Below are 18,780 nucleotides of genomic sequence, written 5' to 3'. Positions count from 1 at the left end.
TTATTCCTCTTTGCCTTGGGCGGTCAGGGCAGACGTCTTATCTGTCGTTGACCCGCCCGCCAGCGGTTCGATAACAGGGATCACCTTATTGCGATAGACCATACCCGGGGGTACGTCGCTGGTAACGATGGAGCCGGCCGCAATGACGCTGCCGCGCCCAATGCGCACGCCGCGCAGGATCGTCACGCCGAAACTGATCCATACATCGTCTTCGATGATGACAGGCGCCGAGAAGACGCCAGGCATGTCCGCAGCGGTTACAGGATGGCCTTTCTCGATGATGTGACGAAAGTGGGCGTGGCGCTCGTCCATATCGGCGGAATGCGCCGTGCCGTCATGAATGTTCACGTCATGGGCGATTAGCACACGGTTGCCGATAATGACCCGCTCCATCGACCAGATCTCTGTCCTGATGCCGATATAGCACCAATCGCCGATGCTGACCTCACCCCCGTGACCATAGGTTAGGAGCCGGCCACGCACGTAGGAGTTGCGCCCGATATTGATTTTCTCCGGGCCGCCCGAAAAATTGTTGACTTCCGATTCGGGCATAAGCGCCGAACCGGCGCCCAATACGCAGGCATCTGCGCCATGAACCCGCTTTCGCTCACGATCGAGTTCATGCGCCAGCCAAGCGAATGCCCGGTATCTCAGTCTTTCAAGAAAACGCATTACGCAGCTTCTGGTTGGCCCTGCGGGCGAATATCTTCAGAGACGCGATCACCCCTGATCCCGGTGAGCCGGACTGCGCGACCGGCCTCTGCCTCCCACGGAAGAAATCCTTGAGTTGCGCGAAATGGCGTTCATTGACAACCGTCTGCGCCGGAAAAGAGACGTGCTCCGGCAGTGCAGAGCCGATGTAAAGCGTAGCATCCCCCTGCTTGAGGAAATCGTCGCTACCGCAATGTACACCAGTTCCGTCGAAGCCACCGTTCCAGACCAGGCTGTTTGACGGATAGACGACAAGCCCCCGCTTGCGCGATGTAGTATACCACCAAAGGATCCCCCAGGAATCGTTGCGCCCGGCAATTCGGTCTTCTAGCATCGAAGTATAGGCGGAGCTACCGTCGAAATTGAAGAGGCTCATCCATTCGCGATCTTGGCGCGCGGCGTCCAGATCGGGAACGTCGAGATTGAAATCCTTCCAGGCTCGCTGCCATGTGGCCCAACCCCACGTCGTCGTTACGGGCAGAAGGAATGCATCCTCGACTGGACCTTTCGGCGGACTGATCGTGAAACCACCCACCTGAACCACTCCCGGCTCGTTTTCATAACGATCAAGCGATGCAATCATAAAGTGCAAAAAATCAGGACTGACAACTAGATCATCCTCGACGACGACCGCACGGCCGTAGCGTGAACACAGTTCGCTGACGCCGCCTGAAATCGAACGGGCAAGACCGATATTCGCCTCACGTTCAACCACCGTCGCGTTCAACGTCTGTGCCCAGCGACTCAGAATTTCACGCGTTTCAGCCACCTTTGCGCGCGCGCTCTCAGTCTTGGCTGCATCGGAGAAAAAATAGAAATCGCAGTCCTGAAGGCGTCGTGATTTCGAAAGAGCGAGCAGCGCCCGCTCCGTATGTTCCGGGCGATTATATGCGAAAAAAGCGACGGGTGTCTTGCCGGTCATCGATTACTACCCCACAAAACCTTCGCTTCGACCACTCCGAGTCAAAATCCGACCCATCAATTCTGCTACCCCGTTGCCTAAGGAAAACATCTCCTTTCGCGATATATAGCACGCTCCAGGATCGCTTCGGCCTAAAAGCGCCGGCATTATATTTTTCGGAACTCGATTCCGACTCGACGCGCACATTCCATGTACCTACCGCCCGGAAGCGATCGCATATCGTCCCGCAGCACCCAGTTCGAGAGAAGCCATAATTCGCAAAAAGTGGCTTTGCAAGCGAATTGCTCTGCATCCACAACCATGGGATAAAGCGACAATTGCGCTTCCCGCAGGACAGGCCTTCCTGCTCAAGACCACGTGTCCACGTGATCTGCAACTTAGTATTTCCCCCGGGGATGGGTTAGAGTCCGGTCCATTAGGGCGGACGAAGGAAGGACGGTCAAGTGGGCCGGCTTGCCGTGGCGGGGTGGCATGGTATTCCACGCCGCCGAAAGTATCCGGCCAGTACGTCTTGAAGAAATGGAGAACTCTCATCCGGGCTTCGGCCGTCGTTTGGTCGTGCTTTTCAAGGCGCCGTTACCCGATTACGAGCGTTACGCCTTCAGATATCCCATGTAGGGGTGCTTCCGGCGATTAAAACTTACACCGCACTCCTCTCCCGCACACCATCCGCGATTGCCATCATCTTATCCGCCGCCGCATGCCCGATCAGCATGAAGGCATGCATCGCGTTCGACCAGTAAACCACATTCATACCCTTGCGGTTTTCAAGATCGGGCGGTTTGCGGCCGGCGTCAGACATCACGATACATAGCGCCATCGGGCCGGTTTCGGGGTCGAGGTAGGCGATCTGGGCGAGCGGCTTGCCGTCATATTGCAGGAGCAAAGCGCGTTTGAAATCGATGCCGGGAAGCAAGACGGCTTCAAGGGAGAGCGACAGGCCGAGTTTTTCGTTTAGGCTGGCGAGTTGGGCGACCTGTACTTCCCTCGCAGGGACGGGGCCAGTGAGCGTTTCTGGAGTGTAGAGCGAGATATATTCAGCGACCACGGCACGCCATTCGCTGTTTTCGTCCTTTGCCGAAAAGCCTCTGCCGATACCGATGACAGCGCGGTCGATGGCGATGCCTGCGACAAGCGAGGCGGCAAGCGCGCCGAGAAAGCGGCGGCGGGTGGCGATGGGTGGTGCGGAAGCGGAGCTTGTGCTGTTCTGCGCGGGGATGGCGGCGAGCATCCTCTCCAGTTTCTCGCGCGGTGCTTCGGACAGCAGCGGGGCGAAGGCTTGCTCGAACGGAAGGTTGGCGCGCGCCAGGAAGTCCAGCCGTTCGGCGACGCTTTCGTCTTTGCTGACGAGCGCTTCGATGCGCGCGGCTTCTTCTGCCGGCAGTTCGCCGTCGATGAAGGCGGTCAGGTCCTCGTCGGAGGGAATGGTGTGTTTCGTGTTCATTGCCTTCCCCCTTCCGGTCCGGCGCCGGAGAGCTTTGCGCGGGCTGCCGCCAGCCGGCTCATGACGGTTCCGATCGGAATATCCAGTATGCCTGCAACCTCGCGATAGGAAAGTCCTTCCACATAGGCGAGGAAAACCGCTGTCCTTTGCGCCTCGGGCAGCGCATTCACCTGTCTCAGAACCTGACCCGCCATCACATGCGTTTCGGTATTGTGGGCGCCGTCGAAGGTCAGCGCATCCCCGGCATCGACGAACCCTTGGCCCCGGCGGACACGCCGCGCGCGGATCTCGTTCAGCCAGATCGAATGCAGGATCGAAAACAGCCAGCGATCGAGCCGCGTGCCGGGCATGAATTGATCGGCGCGCTCCAGCGCGCGAAGGCAGGTCGCCTGCACGAGGTCGTCGGCAACATCGCGCTGATGCGAGAGAACGAGACCATAACGCCAGAGCCGCGCCAGATTTTCCGTCAGGCCGCTTCTGATATCCGCTTCGCTCGCGATGGCCGCCTCCGCCAGTCTTGCATCCTTCGGAACCGCCGGGCGAACCGGCGATTCCATCGTTGCGTGACTATAGGCAGGAAATGTGGTGCGCGCGACCGACATTCGGATATGCCTTTCCCTGGTTCCGTCTTCCCGCCCGCTCCGTCGATCAGATCTTCGACGGGTCGAGGATCGCAGCGTTGAGGTCCTGATATTCCTCGCAGCTCGTGCCGCAGATCGCCTTGATCGTGTTCAACTGGTCCTTGGCGAGATCGAGCTGGCCCTTGATGACATAGGCTTCGCCGAGATATTCACGGACCTTGGCGTATTGCGGATCCATCTTCACCGACTTGAGGTAATAGGAAATGCCTTCGTCGGTGCGGCCGAGCTTGCGGGTGGCGTAACCGCGATAGTTCAGCACTTCGGCCGTGTTCTGGTCCTTGACCGTGTCGAGCATGGCAAGCGCCTCTTCATAGCGGCCGCCCTTGGCCAGCGAATAGGCATAGTCGGTGCGGTTCTCGTCGGAGACGTTGGCGCTCTGCTGCTTGACGCATTTCTTGGTCTTCTGATCGTAGATCTCGCCCTTCTTGCAGGTCGGCATGGTGCTATTGTTATCGCCGATCGCAAAGACCGGGGCAGAGAAAACGGAAGCGGCAAGGCAACCGCCGAGAAGGATGGAAGCGATACGGACTGTCGTGAGCGTCATGGGAAAACTCCTCTAGAAGTGACGTTGCGAGAAGAGAACACCGCTGCATCGAGCTTTATTCGGCGACCTTTTCATCTTCTCGATCACAGCTTCGTGAAGCAAACCAGATCGAATAAATTATCGACACGACGTGTTCTCAGTCGTTGCGCCGGGAACGACAAGGAGAATTCAGTGACCGATACCGTAAGACTCGTCAGCCTCGCCGTCGCCACGCCCGAACACGTCATTACCCAAAGTCAGGCCGCGGAAGCCTCGGCCAGGCTATTTGCCAATCGGTTCGAGGACTTCCGGCATCTCGCCCGCGTCTTCGACAGCGCCGGCATCGAAAAACGGCATGCCGCGCGGCCGCTTGCCTGGTTCGAGGAGCCACATGGCTGGCAGGATCGGATGGAGGCCTATGCGGAGGCGGCGGGCGGACTGTTCGTCGAGACTGCCACCTCCGCACTTCGTCGGGCAGGGCTCAAGCCCAGTGATGTCGACTGTATCGTTACGGTCTCGTCCACCGGCTTTACGACGCCGAGCCTTGATGCGCAGCTTGCCCGCCGAGTAGGCTTCCGGGCCGATATCGAACGCGTGCCGGTCTTCGGGCTCGGCTGCGCTGCCGGTGTCTCCGGCTTTGCGATCGCCTCGCGCCTGGCGCGCAGCCGGCCGGGGGCCGTCGTGCTGTTCGTTTCGGTCGAGCTTTGCACGCTGGCCTTCCGGCTGGACGAACTGACGCGGCCGAACATCATCGCCACGGCGATTTTCGGCGACGGCGCTGCCGCCTGCGTCCTGCGCGCAGGGGGTGATGGACTGGCGCAAGTGGAATCGACCGGCGAGCATCTCTTTCCTGATACGCTCGATATCATGGGCTGGAAAATCGACGACGGCGGGTTCGGCATCGTGCTGGCGCAATCGCTGCCACCCTTCGCCGAAAAGGAGCTCGGCCCGGCGGTGGCGGGCATTCTGGCGAGAAACGGGCTGAAAACAGAGGATATCGGCCGCTTCATCTGCCATCCTGGCGGCATGAAGGTGCTGGCCGCGATGGAAAGCGCGCTTTCGTTGGTGCCGGGTACTTTGGATCACGAACGCGCCGTGCTTGCCGAATACGGCAACATGTCCTCGCCCACCGTCCTCTTCGTGCTGGAGCGGGTGATCCGCGCCGGATTGCCGGAACGTGCGGCGATGATCGCCATGGGACCTGGCTTTTCGGCGAGCTGCGTGACGCTCCGGAGGCCGGTATGATGTGGCCGTCGATCGCGCTCCTTTCTTTCGTGACGCTGCAGCGGCTGGGAGAACTCATGCTCGCCCGGCGCAACACCGCCGCCCTTCTTGCCAGAGGCGCCAGAGAAGTCGCGCCGGAGCACTATCCCTTGATGGTAGCGCTGCATGCAGGCTGGATCATCGGCCTGTGGCTGCTGGCACCTGGAAGAGCGGTCGAGCTCTTCTGGTTTGTCGCGTTCATGGGGCTGCAGGCGCTGCGGCTCTGGGTGCTGGCAACGCTGAAAGACCGCTGGACGACGCGCATCATCATTCTGCCCGGCGCGCCGCTTGTGAGATCAGGCCCCTATCGCCTTCTCCGGCATCCCAACTATGTGATCGTCATCGGCGAGATCGCCGCGCTTCCCCTCGCCTTCGGCCTGCCGCTTTACGCGGTCGTCTTTTCGCTTCTCAACGCCTGCGTCCTTTATATCAGGGTGAAGGCCGAAAATGCCGCACTGGAAAGCGCAATGATTTTGAAATGAATGAGATTTTTCGTTTGCGTGCCAGTATCGGCACGGGCATTTTCACCTGACAGCAGAGCGGAATTCAGGGGAAATGACAAAGAACGCAATCGTGCTCGGCGCCGGCATCGTCGGGGTTTCCACCGCCATCCACCTTCAGCGGCGCGGCCAGCAGGTGACACTGGTCGACCGCAAGGATCCGGGGAGCGAAACCTCCTTCGGCAATGCCGGCCTGATCCAGCGCGAAGGTGTCGCCCCCTACGGTTTTCCCCAACAGCTCGGCCTTCTGCTGCGCTATGCCCTCAACAATCGCATCGACGCGCATTATCACCTGCGCACGCTGCCAAGCCAGATTGCCTTCCTTGCCCGCTACTGGTGGAACTCCAATCCGCGGCGCCACGCGGTCATCACCCGAGCCTATGCGCCGCTGATCGAAAATTCGATTGCAGAACACAAGGACCTGATCGAGGCGTCGCATGCCGAAACGCTGATCCGTAGGGATGGCTGGATGAAACTTTTCCGCACACAGGCCCGGCAGGACGAGGCCCTCGGGGAAGCCGCGCTTTGGCGAAACGAATTCGGCGTGGAATATGACAGCCTGACTGCGGCCGATATCGCCCGCATCGAACCTGATCTTAGCGGCGATTTCACCGGCGGCATTCGCTGGCGCGACCCCTGGTCGGTGCTCGACCCGCATGCGCTGACATCGGCCTATCGCCGCTATTTCGAAAGTCTCGGTGGCCGGTTCGTCACGGGTGACGCGGCCTCGCTCGGCCAGTTCGGCTCCGGTTGGAAGATCATGACGACTGAAGGTCCGCTCGAAGCCGGCGATGCGGTGATCGCGCTCGGTCCCTGGGCGGCCGTCGCAACCGGGCGGCTAGGCTATTCCTTCCCACTCGGCGTCAAGCGCGGCTATCACATGCATTATGCGCCCGAAGGCAATGCCGTGCTCAACAACTGGATGCTCGATGCCGAACGAGGCTATCTCCTTGCGCCGATGAGCCGCGGCATTCGCCTGACGACAGGGGCGGAGTTCGCGACGTTGAATGCACCAAAGACCCCGGTTCAGCTCGATCGCGCCGAAGCCGTGGCCCGCACGATCTTCCCGCTCGGCAAAAGGCTCGATCCCGAGCCCTGGATGGGCGCGCGTCCTTGCACGCCCGATATGATGCCGATCATCGGCAAGGCGCCGCGCCATCAGGGCCTGTGGTTCGCCTTCGGCCATGCCCATCACGGGCTCACACTCGGGCCGGTAACCGGCCGCGTGCTTGCCGAACTCATTACCGGAGAAGCGCCGTTCATCGATATCGCGGCCTACGCGCCGCAGCGTTTCAACCCGTGACGCCTAGAGAAGCGAGACCTTTGAGAGCGGTCGCCGCGATGCCGTCCACCGTGTCGTCGATATCGACGGTGACGACACCCGGCTCGCCTGTGGGCACCTCAAGCGTCGCCAGCTGGCTTTCGAGCAGCGACACCGGCATGAAATGCCCCTTGCGCTCGCCCATGCGCTGCGTCAGCAGCGCCCTGGAGCCTTCCAGATAGACGAAGAAAAGATTGCCGCCGGCAGCAGCTCTCAGCCTGTCGCGATAGATGCGCTTCAGCGCCGAGCAGGAAACGATGATGCCATTGCCTTTCTCCAGCGAGGCCTTCATGTCTTCGCCGATGCGGTCGAGCCAGGGCATCCGGTCCTCATCGGTTAGCGGAATGCCCTTCGACATCTTCTCAACATTGGAGGCCGGATGAAGCGCATCGCCTTCGACGAACTGCAGGTGAAGAGCTTCGGCAAGCTTTTCGCCGACCGAGGATTTGCCACAGCCGCTCACCCCCATGACGATGATCGCATGGGCTTCGTTCATCCGCTCATCCGGCATGTTTCCTCCGCACATCTAACCTTTTGTCTACGCAATTCCCGGCAAAAGCGCTTCGCGCTTTGCCTGGGAAAAACCCTCCACACTTTTCCTGGAATTGCTCCTGTTTCCCGCTCAGTCGAGCGGGAAGTGGCAGGCATATTGTTGTGCGCCCTCTCCACTTAGTTCGGGAGAAACCTGGCGACAATAGTCCTGCGCTTTCCAGCAACGCGGATTGAAGTGGCAGCCCGATGGCGGCTTCAGGGGCGACGGCAGCTCGCCCTGCAGGCGGATGCGGTTCTTCGCGCGTTCGGGATCGGCGATCGGCGTCGCCGACAGCAAGGCTGCGGTATACGGGTGGCGCGGCCTTGCGAAGACCTCGGCGGCGGGACCGGTTTCGACGGGGCGGCCGAGATACATCACCATCACGTCGTCGGCTATGTGATGAACGACGGAAAGGCCGTGCGAGATGAAGAGATAGGCAAGGCCCATCTCCTTCTGCAGGTCCATCAGCAGGTTAAGCACCTGCGCCTGGATCGAAAGGTCGAGAGCCGAAACCGGTTCGTCGAGCACCAGCACCTTCGGCCGTAGCATCAGGGCGCGGGCGATGGCGATGCGCTGGCGCTGGCCGCCGGAGAACATATGGGGATAGCGGCCGTGATGTTCCGGACGCAGGCCGACCCGGGCCATCATCTCCTCCACCTTGCGGCGTCGGGCGGCAGCGTCGAGATCGGTGTTGATCTTCAGCGGCTCCTCGAGGATGGAGCCGACCTTCTGGCGCGGGTTGAGCGAGCCGTAGGGGTTCTGGAAGACGATCTGCACCTGGCTGCGCAGGCTGCGATCGCCGACATGGGCGGGCTTGCCGTCGATGAGCAACTGGCCTGCGGTCGGGTCCTCGATCATCGTGACCAGGCGGGCGAGCGTCGACTTGCCGCAGCCGGATTCGCCGACGACGGCGAGCGTCTTGCCGGAATGCAGGCTGAAGCTGACACCGTTCAGCGCCTTAACGGTCGCGTCGGCTTTGAAAAGCCCACGATTTACGGTGTAGAAGCGGGCGAGATCCCTGCCCTCGAGAACAGCGCCCGTCATACCAGGTCTCCTGCAGTTTGAACGGCCATGACACCGGGATGTCCGAGCGGCTTGCCGTCCTTCAAAGGATAGTTGCAGAGCGCCAGCCCGAGCTCCGGTCCCTGGCGGACGACGCCGCGATCGCATTCGATCGTCGCGTAGCCGCAACGCGGCGCGAACAGGCAGCCTGTCGGGCGGCCGTGCTGGCCGGGAACGACGCCAGCGATCGAGGGAAGACGGTGACCGACTTCGGCGCGTTCCGGCAGGGCGGCAAGCAGAGCCGCCGTATAGGGGTGATGCGGATCGCGGAACAGCGCCCTCACCGGCTGCTCCTCGACCTTCTGGCCGGCATATTGCACCTGCACGCGCTCGGCAGTTTCGGCGACGACACCCATGTCATGGGTGATCAGCACCAGCGCCATGCCATGCTCCTTCTGCAGGCGGACAAGCAGATCGAGAATCTGCGCCTGGATCGTCACGTCGAGCGCCGTCGTCGGCTCGTCGGCGATCAGAAGCTTCGGATTGCAGGCGAGCGCCATGGCGATCATGACGCGCTGGCTCATGCCGCCTGACATCTGATGCGGAAAGTTCGACAGGCGGTCTTCCGGCGCCGGAATGCCGACGAGATTCAGCAGTTCGATCGAGCGTTCGCGGCGCTCCTTCCGATTGAGGCCCATATGGAAGCGCAACGTCTCGCCGAGCTGGAAGCCGACCGTGAAGCACGGGTTGAGGCTCGACATCGGCTCCTGGAAGATCATCGCCATGTCCTTGCCGACGATCCTGCGGCGCTGGCGGGCGGAGATGCCGCGCAGGTCCTGACCGTCGAACTGCATGCGGTCGGCGGTGATCTTCGCCGTCCAGGGCAGAAGCCCCATCAGGGCCAGCATGGCAACGGATTTGCCCGAGCCGGATTCACCGACGACCGAGAGGATCTCGCCCTTGTCGCAGGTGAGCGATACGCGGTCGACGGCGCGGAAGAGACCGGATGACGTCTGGAATTCAACTGTCAGATTTTCAATTTCGAGAAGTGGCATCACGACCTCTTCAGCTTGGGGTCAAGCGCATCGCGCAGGCCGTCGCCCATCAGGTTGATGGCAAGAACGGTGATGAGGATGGCAAGACCCGGAAAAGTCACAACCCACCAGGCGCGCGAGATGAACTCGCGGGACTCGGCAAGCATCGTTCCCCATTCAGGTGTCGGCGGTTGGGCGCCCATGCCGAGAAAGCCGAGGGCGGCGGCATCGAGGATCGCGGCCGAAAAGGCGAGCGTCGCCTGGACGATGAGCGGCCCGAGACAGTTCGGCAGGATCGTCTTGAACATCAAACGCAGAGTGCCGGCGCCGGCAACGCGCGAGGCGATCACATATTCCTTCTCGCGCTCGGAGATAACAGAGGCGCGGGTCAGCCGCACGAAATGCGGCTGGTTGACCAGTGAAATCGCAATCATCGCGTTGGTAAGGCCGGGCCCCAGCACGGCAACCAGCACAAGCGCCAGAAGCAGCGACGGGAAGGCCAGGATGATATCCATCAGACGCATGATGGCCGTATCGATCCTGCCGCGGAAATATCCGGCGACGAGGCCGATCAGCACGCCTGAAATGACCGAAAGCGTGACGACGACGACGCCGATAAACAGCGAGAACCGCGCGCCGTAGATCAGCCGCGAGAGGATATCGCGGCCGACTGCATCAGTTCCGAGCGGAAAGGAAGCACTGCCGCCCTCCATCCAGGCCGGCACGGCGAGCAGCACCGCACGGTTCTGTTCGTTCGGCGCATGCGGTGCAAAGAGCGGCGCGAAGACCGCGACGACAAGGATGACTGTGAAAACGACGAGGCCGATGACGGCGCCCTTGTTACGGGAAAAGTAATGCCAGAACTCCGCAAGAGCGGATGGCTGGCCGGTTTTGACGGTGACCGTGCTCATGGACCGCTCCTAGTGGCGAATACGCGGATTGATGAAGCCGTAGAGAACATCAACAATCAGGTTGACCATCATGATGACGCCGGCGATCAGAAGAAGTCCGCCCTGGACCACGGCGTAGTCTCGCTTGAATACCGAATCGACCATCCACTTGCCGATGCCCGGCCAGGAGAAGATCGTCTCGGTGAGGATGGCGCCGGCAAGAAGAACACCGATCTGCAGGCCGATCGTGGTGATGACGGGGATCATCGCATTGCGCAGCGCATGCACGCCGACGACGCGCAGCGGCTTCAGACCCTTGGAGCGGGCGGTGCGGACATAGTCTTCGCCGAGAACCTCGAGCATTGCCGAGCGTGTCTGGCGCGCGATGACGGCCAGCGGAATGGTCGCCAGCACGATGGTCGGCAGGATGAGGTAGCTGACCGCCGAGGCGAAGGCGCCTTTTTGGCCCGACAGCAGACTGTCGATCAGCATGAAGCCGGTGACCGGCTTGAAGAAATACATCAGCGAGATGCGGCCCGAAACCGGTGTCCAGCCGAGATAGCCGGAGAAGAAGATGATAAGCAGCAAGCCCCACCAGAAGATCGGCATGGAATAACCGATGAGGGCAACCCCCATCACGCCCTGATCGAACCAGGTGCCACGCTTGACGGCCGCAAAGACGCCTGCGGGCACGCCAAGACAGACCGCGATGATGATGGCGCAGAGCGAAAGCTCCAGCGTTGCCGGGAACAATGTGAAGAACTCGCCGAGAACAGGCCGCTTGGTGACGATCGAGGTGCCGAGGTCGCCGTGCAGCACTTTTACGAGATAATCGAAATATTGCACATAGACGGGCCGGTCGAAGCCGAGATCGTGCATGATTTGTGCGTGACGTTCAGGCGCCATGACACGCTCACCCGACAAAAGCATGACCGGGTCGCCTGGGATCAGGCGGATGAACGAGAAGGCTATCAGTGAAACGCCGAGGAATGTCGGGATCAGTACCGCGAGGCGGCCGATGAAAAAACGCAACATGGCAGGTTTTCCAATAGTTTCCGGCGGTCAGGGGAACCTGACCGCCGGCCGCACCCGGCGTTGACCGGGTAGTTTACAGATTTTTTATTATTCGGAAATGTCCACGCCGTCGAAACGGTGAATTCCGAGCGGATCCATGAAGAAGCCCGAGACCTTCTTGCTCATCGGAACGAAGACCAGCGAGTGGTCGAGCGTATTCCAAGGCGCTTCCTTCTTGAAGATCAACTGAGCCTGCTCATAAGCCTTCGTGCGCTCGGCAACGTCGGCCGTCTCCTTGGCCTTCGTCATCAGATCGTCGAATTCCTTGTTGCACCACTGAGCGCGGTTGTTGCCGCCGACAGCGTCGCAGCCAAGCAACGTATCCATGAAGTTGTCCGGGTCGCCGTTGTCGCCGGTCCAGCCGAGAATGACGGCACCGTCGCGCTTCTTGTCGGACGAAAGCTTCAGATACTCGGCCCATTCATGCGTGACGATTTCCGCATCGACACCGACCTTGGCCAAGTCGGCCTGCATCAGTTCTGCGGCGCGACGCGCGTTCAGCATGTACGGACGCGAAACCGGCATGGCCCAGATCTTCATCTTCAGACCCTTGACGCCGGCATCCGCCAGCATCTTCTTCGATGCTTCGGGATCGTACTTGTCGTCTACGACGGCATCGTTATAGGACCACATGGTCGGCGGGATCGGGTTCTTGGCAACGGCCGCGGCACCCTGGAAGACGGCATCGACGATTGCCTGCTTGTTGATCGCCATGTTCAGCGCCTTGCGGACTTCGGCCTTGTCGAAGGGCGGAATCAAGGTGTTGTAAGCGAGATACGAGACGTTAAGACCTGCCTGCTCGAGCACGGTCAGGTTCGTGTCCTTCTTGAGTTCGGCGACGTCAGCCGCATTCGGATAAGGAATGAGGTGGCATTCGCCGGCCTTCAGCTTCTGCGCGCGGACGGCGGCGTCAGAGGTGATGGCGAAAACCAGGTCGTCGATCTTTTCCTTGCCCTTGAAATAGGTCTCGTTCGCCTTGTAGCGGATGACGGCATCCGGCTGGTAGGCAACGAAGGTGAACGGGCCGGTGCCGAGCGGCTGCTGGTTCATCTGCGCCATCTTGCCGTCGGCGGCGAGCTTGTCTGCATATTCCTTGGAGATGATCGAGGCGAAGTCCATGGCGAGGTCGGCGAGGAACGGCGCTTCGGGATGATTGAGCACAAACTTGACCGTGAGGTCATCGACCTTCTCGACCGACTTGATCAGCTCGGGGAAGCCCATGCCGGCGGCATATTCGTAGGAGCCGCCTTCGACATACTTGTTCCACGGATTGTCAGCCTTGAGCTGGCGCTCGAAGGAGAAGATGACGTCGTCGGCGTTGAAATCACGCGTCGGCGTGAAGAAGTCGGTGGTCTGGAACTTGACGCCGGGATGAAGCTTGAAGGTGTACTCCTTGCCATCAGCCGAAACGCTCCAGCTGTCGGCCAGACCCGGTTCGATCTCGGTGCCGCCATGCTTGAATTCAACGAGGCGGCTGTAGACCGTACGCGACGACGCGTCGAAGGTCGTGCCTGCCGTGTAGAGGCTCGGGTCGAAGCCTTCCGGCGAGCCCTCGGAGCAATAGACAAGGGTCTTGGACCAGGCCGACGTCGCCATGACGGAAATCAGGGCCGTCGCTGCCAGGAGGACAGAGATCTTTTTCATAATATTGTTTCCCGGTTGTTCTTTTTTGATGTTTGGAGACCGTAGATAGGCATCCCGATCGACGGTCGATGGAACGACATTTATCTACTGAAAGCAACGGTCTACGGAGAAAATTTTTCCAGCTGGACAATTTTAGAAATTTTCAGTCAAAAATCAGCCTTATTTGGAAATATTCGCACAAAAACAACCGGATTTTTGTCGCATTTGGTATAAATGCACCTCCCAGAACGACATGCAGCCGCCAATTCCCCGCATTTCGGAGGCCGGCGAAATCCAGCAAAAGCAAAAACCGCGATTGCAGGGCAACCGCGGTTTGAGAAGTCTGGACTGCGCTTTTGATCAGGCGGCCGGGGCAACGACCGAAGGCTTGCGATAATGCTGCTCGCCGGTCAGTCCAAGTAGGAAATTGATCTGCGGACGAGCCTTGACGAGGTCGTCGATGGTATATTCCGAAAGCACTGCGAAGAAGGCGTTCAGCGCCTTGCGCAGGGCAGAATTCAAGCCGCAGCTGTCGACCAGCGGGCATTCGACCACGCCATCGTCCTCGAAGCATTCGGCCATGGCGAAACTGTCTTCCGTCACGCGCACGACATCGAAAAGGGTGATCTCGGCGGCCGGTTTACCCAAGCGCACGCCGCCGTTGCGACCGCGGAGGGTTTCGACGAGACCCGCCTTGTTCAGCGGCTGAAGGATCTTGAAAAGAAAGAGCTCGGAAACGCCATAGGCCTTGGCGATTTCCGGAATCCGGCTCAGGTGCCCTTCATTGGCAGCACAATACATCAACATGCGAACCGCATAGTTCGTCTGCTTCGTCAACCGCATGCCAATCTCCTGACTCGTGCCTGTTGAGACCTATATAGGCTGTTTGATAGTTTTGAACAATTCCAAAATATGAAAATCACATTCAGCTTATGAGGCCATTTGCCGCGACGTTAATCCGGCGCCATAAACGGCAATCGCAGACCGGCAGCACAGCTGAAAGGCAGGCGGGCTGACATCAACGGCTTAAAATCAAGAAATCGGGGGCCGAAAGGCCCCCGAATAACAGATCGCGGATCGTGGTGTCGTGAAGATCACTTCATCGTCGGCATGACGAATTCCGCGCCGCTCTTGATGCCGGAGGGCCAGCGGGCGGTGACGGTCTTGGTCTTCGTCCAGAACTTGATCGAATCCGTGCCGTGCTGGTTGAGGTCGCCGAAGCTCGATGCCTTCCAGCCGCCGAAAGAGTGGTAGGCCAGCGGAACCGGGATCGGAACGTTGATGCCGATCATGCCGATATTGACGCGCGAGGCGAAATCGCGGGCGGCATCGCCATCACGGGTGTAGATCGCGACGCCGTTGCCGTATTCGTGCTTCATCGGCAGCGACAGCGCGTCCTCGTAGTTCTGGGCGCGAACGACGGAGAGGACAGGCCCGAAGATCTCGGTCTTGTAGATATCCATCTCGGGCGTGACGTGGTCGAACAGGCAACCGCCGACGAAATAGCCGTCTTCATAACCCTGAAGCTTGAAATCGCGGCCGTCGACGACGAGCTTGGCGCCTTCCTCGATGCCGCGGTCGATGAGGCCGCGAACACGGTTATAGGCATCCTTGGTGACGAGCGGGCCCATGTCGGCCTTGTCGTCGGTGTACGGGCCGATGCGGAGCGATTCGATCTTCGGCGTCAGCTTCTCGACGAGACGGTTGGCGGTCTCTTCGCCGACAGGGACGGCCACGGAAATCGCCATGCAGCGCTCGCCGGCCGAACCGTAGCCTGCGCCCATCAGCGCGTTGACGGCCTGGTCCATATCGGCATCCGGCATGATGATCATGTGGTTCTTGGCGCCGCCGAAGCACTGGGCGCGCTTGCCGTTCATTGCCGCTGTGCCATAGACGTAGCGGGCAATCGGCGTCGAGCCGACGAAGGAGACGGCGCCGATATCGGGATCGGTGAGGATCGCGTCGACAGCGCCTTTGTCACCGTTGACGACGTTGAGGATGCCCGCCGGCAGGCCGGCCTCGATCATCAGCTCGGCAAGACGGATCGGCAGAGAGGGATCGCGCTCGGAGGGCTTCAGGATGAAGGCGTTGCCGCACGCAATCGCCGGCGCAAACATCCACATCGGGATCATGCCGGGGAAGTTGAAGGGCGTGATGCCAGCGCCAATGCCGACCGGCTGACGGATCGAATACATGTCGATTGCCGGACCCGCGCCCTCGGTGAACTCGCCCTTGGCGAGATGCGGGATGCCGCAGACGAATTCGCAGACTTCGAGGCCGCGGATGACGTCACCCTTGGCGTCCTCGATCGTCTTGCCGTGCTCCTTGGAGAGCATTTCGGCGAGCTCGTCCATGTGCGTGTTCAGGAGCTCGACGAACTTGAAGAAGACGCGGGCGCGGCGCTGCGGATTGGTGGCAGCCCATTTCGGCTGCGCGGCCTTGGCGTTTTCGACTGCGGCGCGCAACTCCTCAACACTTGCAAGCGCCACCGTCGCCTGCACTTCGCCGGTCGCCGGATTGTAGACATTGCTCACGCGGCCGCTGGTGCCGGCAACATGCTTGCCGCCGATGAAATGACCGATCTCACGCATGGGATGCTCCTCCTGTTTTTGGGATGCCCCACAATCGCACTTCAATTTGCACAAATCAATGCGCTGATATAAGCAACCATTGTGCGTGAATTGAAGTCACCCGATAAAAGGGACAATGACCGATGAGCGGAAACCTTGTCGTCAGAATGGCGGAACTCGAAATCGAGCCAGGCATGCTCGAGGCCTATCGGGTTCTTCTTGCCGAAGAGATCGAAGCATCGGTCGCCCTGGAAGAAGGCGTCCTCTCGCTGAATGCGATTAGCCTCAGGGACAATCCAAGCAGCATTCGTATCCTCGAGGTCTATGCCAACAGAGAAGCTTACGAAGCGCATCTGAAAACGCCGCATTTTCTCAAATATAAGAATGAGACAGCCGGCATGGTGAGGTCACTGACGCTCATCGACGTCGATCCCATCATGATGCGCGCCAAATCATGAACTGGGATGATGTCCGCATCTTTCTGGCGGTTGCCCGTACGGGGCAGATCCTTGCCGCCTCGAAAAGGCTGGGGCTCAACCACGCGACGCTCTCGCGGCGCCTGACTTCGCTCGAAGAGGCATTGAAGACCCGCCTTCTCATCCGCCGGCCGACCGGCTGCGAGCTGACGGCGGAAGGCGAGGTGTTTCTTGCTTCAGCCGAACGGATGGAAACGGAAATGCTGGCCGTTCAGGCCAATCTTGGCCACACCGATGCGGCAATTGCTGGAACGGTGCGCGTCGGCGCGCCCGACGGCTTCGGCGTTTCCTTTCTTGCACCTCGCATGGGCAGGCTGATCGAGCGCCATCCGGAACTGAAGATCCAGCTCGTGCCCGTGCCGCGCTCGTTTTCGCTGTCGCAGCGCGAGGCCGATATCGCCATCACGCTCGAGCGACCCGAACAGGGCCGGCTCGTCTCCTCCAAGCTCACCGATTACACGCTCGGCCTTTATGCCTCGCACGATTATCTGGCTACGCAGGGAGCACCCGCCGATATCGACGCGCTCAAGGTGCATCGCCGCATCGGCTATGTCGAAGACCTGATCTTTACCGCATCGCTGAATTTCTCCAGCGCAGTGATGCGGAGCTGGGATGCAGGCTTCGAGATTTCGACCGCGATCGGCCAGACGGAGGCGGTACGATCAGGTGCCGGCATCGGCATTCTGCACGACTACATCGCCCGGCAATATCCCGAACTCCAGCGCATCCTGCCTGATGTTTCGATCCGGCGCGCTTACTGGACGACCTATCATGAAACGGCCCGTGACCTGCTGCGCGTCCGGAGCGTTGCCGACTTTCTTCAGGAACTTGTCAGCGCGGAGCGGAACATCTTCCTTTAGGAGACGTGCTTGGCCGGCTCGTCGTTCTCATCGGGATTTGGAACCGGCGCCTCGTCGGGAAGCCGGTCCGGCTCCGGCTCCTTGATCGGCGGCACCGGCTTCCAGCCCGGTGCGGGCATCGGCGGCTGATCGGGAATGGGTTCATTGGGCACGGACATGACCGCCTCCCTTTCATGATTTTCAATATGAGTGATGTTCGCCGGGCTATTTGTCGGGCTTCAACGATTCGGCGGCGCGCATCGGCATGCTGTCGATGATGGCGAAGAGCTCGCCGCTGGCGATCGGCTCGGTGGCTTTCAGCTTGACCGTGCCGTCCTTGCCGAGGAGAAAGGCAGCGAATTCGCCCTCCTCGGGTGCCTCCAGGTCACGGCGGATCGCTTCACCGTCGAGACTGCCAGCCGCGCCGAAGAGCAGCCGGACATGGCCCCCCGACACCTTCAGCACCACGATGTCGCGCTCATCGAGCCCGGCCCGGTCGGCAAGCAGCTGATTTTCCTGGCGGGCGGCGCGGGCATTGTCCTTGTCGGCAAAAAGGATGAAGACGCGGTTCTTCCATTGGTAGGCTGCAAGGCTTTCGGCCGGCGCATAGGCGCTGTTGGTCTCGTCGATCTTGGTCGCGCCATAGAGAAGGGTTTTTGACATGCTCATTCTCCCGTCAGCAGGAACAACGGTCCGGGCGCAGCATGGGTTCCATCGAAACGTCGGGAACCGTCTTTTGGTTTCGCTTCCCGAAATCATCAGTGAGATTTGTACAATTGCCAATCTTACCTTGCGGCCTTAGCACGCTCGCCACAGTGCCTGATGATTAACCTTCGTTTGGCACTATGGAGACTTTCGTGAGCGTGGAGATCTCCTACGCGCACGGAGAAAGCTCTCGGGATGCGAAAGACCCGTCGACCTCGTCTTGGTGGTCTCCATCTCATGGGCGCGGCGCAGGTAAGCCGCAGGATCGACCGAACTCCTGGCATCGCCTTAATCAGTATGGAAATCGTCGGGTGCCGCATGGGAGGCTCAGCAATCTTGCCGTTTCGCGATGGGAAGGACAGCCAAATCGGGTATTCGGCTGGCGTTGAAATAGGCGCCATCATCGCATGACTACAGCTTGGAATGCGCCAGTCTATCGCGCATCAGTGCCAGCAACTCCGCCTTGCCCGACCGTTCACGGGTGGGCCGGGACTGCAGCGCGGTGGCGCCGCCGAAGGCTTGGTTCACGATCTCACTGGCCATCCCCGCGCGCACGATAGCGTCGTAAGAGGCCTCCCGCCGAGCGATGACCACCCTTTGTCTCCTTCATCGGCTTCAGAGATCAATGCCGCGTCTGCGGTTAACCGTGCGCTGGCGCCGTTCCGAGACGATCTTGTCGCTGCTCTCGAGTCGGACGGTCTGCTGCAGGA

General features: G+C 60.3%; 21 protein-coding genes. 5 read left to right on the top strand and 16 right to left on the bottom strand.

The genetic code is table 11. The annotated features are described in order from the left end of the window. The 5 genes from EFD55_RS06480 to EFD55_RS06460 all read right to left on the bottom strand — a co-directional run bounded on the left by EFD55_RS06480 (nt 1) and on the right by EFD55_RS06460 (nt 4,262). On the bottom strand, nt 1-672 hold the full coding sequence (locus EFD55_RS06480) for an acyltransferase (protein WP_125843796.1): 672 nt from the start codon (nt 670-672) through the stop codon (nt 1-3). Next, complete coding sequence (locus EFD55_RS06475; protein ID WP_125843795.1) at nt 659-1,633, bottom strand: glycosyltransferase family 2 protein; 975 nt, start codon at nt 1,631-1,633, stop codon at nt 659-661. The genes EFD55_RS06480 and EFD55_RS06475 overlap by 14 nt, the downstream gene beginning before the upstream one ends. Nucleotides 1,634-2,273: 640 nt before the next feature. Next, nucleotides 2,274-3,077, bottom strand: a complete 804-nt coding sequence (locus tag EFD55_RS06470) for an anti-sigma factor family protein (protein WP_125843794.1) — start codon at nt 3,075-3,077, stop codon at nt 2,274-2,276. Continuing rightward, a complete protein-coding gene (locus tag EFD55_RS06465; protein ID WP_125843793.1) occupies nt 3,074-3,679 on the bottom strand; it encodes an RNA polymerase sigma factor in 606 nt (201 codons plus the stop codon). The genes EFD55_RS06470 and EFD55_RS06465 overlap by 4 nt, the downstream gene beginning before the upstream one ends. 46 nt (nt 3,680-3,725) lie before the next feature. Further along, nucleotides 3,726-4,262, bottom strand: a complete 537-nt coding sequence (locus EFD55_RS06460) for a tetratricopeptide repeat protein (protein ID WP_125843792.1) — start codon at nt 4,260-4,262, stop codon at nt 3,726-3,728. A gap of 171 nt (nt 4,263-4,433) precedes the next feature. On the opposite strand from EFD55_RS06460, the gene EFD55_RS06455 reads away from it, so the two are divergent. The 3 genes from EFD55_RS06455 to EFD55_RS06445 all read left to right on the top strand — a co-directional run bounded on the left by EFD55_RS06455 (nt 4,434) and on the right by EFD55_RS06445 (nt 7,307). Continuing rightward, the gene (locus tag EFD55_RS06455; RefSeq protein WP_125843791.1) at nt 4,434-5,486 is read left to right on the top strand and encodes a type III polyketide synthase; all 1,053 of its coding nucleotides are present in this window, start codon (nt 4,434-4,436) and stop codon (nt 5,484-5,486) included. Next, the gene (locus EFD55_RS06450) at nt 5,483-5,986 is read left to right on the top strand and encodes an isoprenylcysteine carboxyl methyltransferase family protein (protein ID WP_125843790.1); all 504 of its coding nucleotides are present in this window, start codon (nt 5,483-5,485) and stop codon (nt 5,984-5,986) included. The genes EFD55_RS06455 and EFD55_RS06450 overlap by 4 nt, the downstream gene beginning before the upstream one ends. 73 nt (nt 5,987-6,059) lie before the next feature. After that, nucleotides 6,060-7,307 (top strand): NAD(P)/FAD-dependent oxidoreductase, encoded by a 1,248-nt coding sequence (locus tag EFD55_RS06445; RefSeq protein WP_125843789.1) that lies wholly within the window; start codon nt 6,060-6,062, stop codon nt 7,305-7,307. Here the strand turns inward: EFD55_RS06445 and EFD55_RS06440 are convergent. From EFD55_RS06440 to EFD55_RS06405, 8 genes are all read right to left on the bottom strand, one after another. Then, nucleotides 7,297-7,836 (bottom strand): gluconokinase, encoded by a 540-nt coding sequence (locus EFD55_RS06440; RefSeq protein ID WP_125843788.1) that lies wholly within the window; start codon nt 7,834-7,836, stop codon nt 7,297-7,299. The genes EFD55_RS06445 and EFD55_RS06440 overlap by 11 nt on opposite strands. Nucleotides 7,837-7,947: 111 nt before the next feature. Next, complete coding sequence (locus EFD55_RS06435) at nt 7,948-8,901, bottom strand: peptide ABC transporter ATP-binding protein (protein WP_125843787.1); 954 nt, start codon at nt 8,899-8,901, stop codon at nt 7,948-7,950. Then, nucleotides 8,898-9,914 (bottom strand): ABC transporter ATP-binding protein, encoded by a 1,017-nt coding sequence (locus EFD55_RS06430; protein WP_125843786.1) that lies wholly within the window; start codon nt 9,912-9,914, stop codon nt 8,898-8,900. The genes EFD55_RS06435 and EFD55_RS06430 overlap by 4 nt, the downstream gene beginning before the upstream one ends. Next, complete coding sequence (locus EFD55_RS06425) at nt 9,914-10,804, bottom strand: ABC transporter permease subunit (protein WP_125843785.1); 891 nt, start codon at nt 10,802-10,804, stop codon at nt 9,914-9,916. Before EFD55_RS06425 ends, EFD55_RS06430 begins: the two co-directional genes overlap by 1 nt. A 9-nt stretch (nt 10,805-10,813) precedes the next feature. After that, the gene (locus EFD55_RS06420) at nt 10,814-11,818 is read right to left on the bottom strand and encodes an ABC transporter permease subunit (RefSeq protein ID WP_125843784.1); all 1,005 of its coding nucleotides are present in this window, start codon (nt 11,816-11,818) and stop codon (nt 10,814-10,816) included. Between the two features lie 87 nt (nt 11,819-11,905). Further along, nucleotides 11,906-13,501 (bottom strand): ABC transporter substrate-binding protein, encoded by a 1,596-nt coding sequence (locus EFD55_RS06415; protein WP_125843783.1) that lies wholly within the window; start codon nt 13,499-13,501, stop codon nt 11,906-11,908. Between the two features lie 339 nt (nt 13,502-13,840). Next, the gene (gene rirA / locus EFD55_RS06410) at nt 13,841-14,323 is read right to left on the bottom strand and encodes an iron-responsive transcriptional regulator RirA (protein ID WP_125843782.1); all 483 of its coding nucleotides are present in this window, start codon (nt 14,321-14,323) and stop codon (nt 13,841-13,843) included. A gap of 251 nt (nt 14,324-14,574) precedes the next feature. Further along, nucleotides 14,575-16,071, bottom strand: a complete 1,497-nt coding sequence (locus EFD55_RS06405; RefSeq protein WP_125843781.1) for a CoA-acylating methylmalonate-semialdehyde dehydrogenase — start codon at nt 16,069-16,071, stop codon at nt 14,575-14,577. A 122-nt stretch (nt 16,072-16,193) separates the two neighbouring features. Here EFD55_RS06405 and EFD55_RS06400 point away from each other — a divergent pair, with 122 nt between their 5' ends. Then, nucleotides 16,194-16,508: a putative quinol monooxygenase gene (locus EFD55_RS06400; protein ID WP_125843780.1), complete on the top strand. Its 315-nt coding sequence runs from the start codon at nt 16,194-16,196 to the stop codon at nt 16,506-16,508. Continuing rightward, nucleotides 16,505-17,386, top strand: a complete 882-nt coding sequence (locus EFD55_RS06395; protein WP_125843779.1) for a LysR family transcriptional regulator — start codon at nt 16,505-16,507, stop codon at nt 17,384-17,386. Before EFD55_RS06400 ends, EFD55_RS06395 begins: the two co-directional genes overlap by 4 nt. On the opposite strand, the gene EFD55_RS33055 is transcribed toward EFD55_RS06395, so the two are convergent. The 3 genes from EFD55_RS33055 to EFD55_RS06385 form a co-directional block, all read right to left on the bottom strand. Beyond that, nucleotides 17,383-17,544 (bottom strand): hypothetical protein, encoded by a 162-nt coding sequence (locus EFD55_RS33055; protein ID WP_164737606.1) that lies wholly within the window; start codon nt 17,542-17,544, stop codon nt 17,383-17,385. The two genes, EFD55_RS06395 and EFD55_RS33055, sit on opposite strands and share 4 nt — an antisense overlap. A gap of 46 nt (nt 17,545-17,590) precedes the next feature. After that, on the bottom strand, nt 17,591-18,028 hold the full coding sequence (locus EFD55_RS06390) for a DUF4174 domain-containing protein (RefSeq protein WP_125843778.1): 438 nt from the start codon (nt 18,026-18,028) through the stop codon (nt 17,591-17,593). Nucleotides 18,029-18,481: 453 nt separating this feature from the next. Then, on the bottom strand, nt 18,482-18,664 hold the full coding sequence (locus EFD55_RS06385) for a hypothetical protein (protein ID WP_125843777.1): 183 nt from the start codon (nt 18,662-18,664) through the stop codon (nt 18,482-18,484). Nucleotides 18,665-18,780 lie beyond the last annotated feature (116 nt).

Source organism: Rhizobium pisi (genome assembly GCF_003938655.1).
Lineage (GTDB): Bacteria > Pseudomonadota > Alphaproteobacteria > Rhizobiales > Rhizobiaceae > Rhizobium > Rhizobium pisi.
The sequence above is the reverse complement of the archived record's forward strand: the minus strand, read 5'-3'. Positions and strand labels throughout refer to the sequence as shown.